The sequence below is a fragment of the Streptomyces sp. NPDC091280 genome (genome assembly GCF_044768565.1).
Taxonomy (GTDB): Bacteria; Actinomycetota; Actinomycetes; order Streptomycetales; family Streptomycetaceae; genus Streptomyces.
Window position 1 is genome coordinate 1 of sequence record NZ_JBIVUZ010000043.1, and the last position, 1,636, is coordinate 1,636.

At 65.3% G+C, this 1,636-nt stretch carries 2 protein-coding genes; one reads left to right on the forward strand and one right to left on the reverse strand.

Annotated elements, in window-relative coordinates; all coding sequences use genetic code 11:
* The first annotated feature begins 77 nt into the window (after positions 1 to 77).
* A protein-coding gene (locus ACIQPR_RS49085; RefSeq protein ID WP_403664387.1) for an IS5 family transposase occupies positions 78 to 889 on the forward strand; the annotation gives its coding sequence in 2 pieces (ribosomal slippage) (positions 78 to 401 and positions 404 to 889; 810 coding nt in all).
* A gap of 70 nt (positions 890 to 959) precedes the next feature.
* On the opposite strand, the gene ACIQPR_RS49090 is transcribed toward ACIQPR_RS49085, so the two are convergent.
* On the reverse strand, positions 960 to 1,466 hold the full coding sequence (locus ACIQPR_RS49090) for a hypothetical protein (RefSeq protein ID WP_403664384.1): 507 nt from the start codon (positions 1,464 to 1,466) through the stop codon (positions 960 to 962).
* Positions 1,467 to 1,636 lie beyond the last annotated feature (170 nt).

Sequence of the window (1,636 nt, forward strand, 5' to 3'; positions counted from 1 at the left end):
CTTATAACGGCTAACACAATGAGGTGGATCGGCCCTGGTAGCCGTGTCCGGGGCGGTAGTTGAGCGTTCGGTTCGGTGTGGGGACGTCGCCGTGGATCGTGTCGGATGAGTTGTGGGACCGCCTGGAGCCGCTGCTGCCGCAGCGTGAGCGCAGGTTCCGGTATCCGGGTCGCAAGGCATTGCCCGACCGGGAAGTGCTGTGCGGGATTCTGTACGTGCTGCACACCGGAATCCAGTGGGAGTATCTGCCGCAGGAGTTGGGCTTCGGCTCGGGCATGACGTGCTGGCGCCGCCTGCGGGACTGGAACAAGGCCGGCGTATGGCAGCGACTGCACGAGGTCCTGCTCGCTGAGCTGAACGCGGCCTCGCGGCTGGACTGGTCCCGCTGCGTGGTCGACTCCTCCCACGTCAGGGCGTTAAAAGGGGGAGCCACACGGGTCCCTCGCCGGTCGACCGGGGGCGGGCAGGCTCGAAGCACCACTTGATCACTGACGGGCACGGCACCCCGCTTGCGGTCCTGCTGACCGGCGGCAACCGCAACGACGTCACCCAGCTGCTGCCGCTGCTCGACGCGATCCCGCCGGTCCGCGGCCGGGTCGGCAGGCCCCGCCGCAAGCCCGACTCGCTGTTCGCCGACCGCGGCTACGACCACGACATCTACCGCGACCAGGTCCGCGCCCGCGGCATCGTGCCCGCGATCGCCCGCCGCGGCACCCGGCACGGCACCGGACTTGGCACCTACCGCTGGGTCGTGGAGAGGAGTTTCGCGTGGCTGCACGGCTTCCGGCGCCTGCGTATCCGATGGGAACGGCGAGCTGACATCCACGAAGCCTTGCTCAAACTCGCCTGCTGCCTGATCACTCACCGACAGCTCGGCGTATTGCGCTGACGTCGATAAAGGTCACCACGCGGCTGGCCACTGCTGTCGAACGCATCTGGCCTGGGAAGCGTCCAACGCCCTATGAAATGGCCACGGCATGCTGCAGTTCACACCTGTCGTGCTGGAGGTGCAACCGACGGAGGTCTTGCAGTGCAGCGATGGGAAAGGAGTGCCGAACCCACTTCACCAGATAGCCGTCCTCGCCGTGGACCTCCAGCACTGACTGAGCGGCCTCCAAGACGACGTGTCCGAGAAGGCCTCGCGGCTGCGTGGAGCCCCAGACGAGGGTGCCGTCCTGATCGGGCGCCTCGAAGCTCGCGAACATGTCAGGGAAGCGGTAGATCGATAGATCAACTTCCAAACCCCTGCCTCGCAGAACCCACCTAACTTCAGCCGGTTCCAGGTCAAAGGAGAAGCGCTGGACAGGTGTGGGGCCGTACAAACCCGCCACACCGTGAAGCAAGTCGGCAAGAGCATCCGTGCAGTAGCTGACGATGTCCTTCCGCTCCGAAGAACCGTCCTTGATGCAGCACGTCGCCCAGCCACTGCCGCTCAGTTCCCAACTGAACTTGAGACCATTGTCCATCCCGCCCCTCCCGGTGATCGTCTCCGAAGACGGTACAGCGCAGAGGCAGACGGATCTCCTCGCGACCAACACAACCAACGGCAACGGCCTCACCGGTCGCGAGACCGAACAGTTCGCCTGGTGGCTGCGGGCGGCACATCCCTGCCGCTTCTTTGTGTTAGCCGTTGTTA

Excerpts from the sequence above, each read along its gene's own strand:
- ACIQPR_RS49090 (WP_403664384.1), bottom strand. The coding sequence starts at position 1,466 with ATGGACAATGGTCTCAAGTTCAGTTGGGAACTGAGCGGCAGTGGCTGG.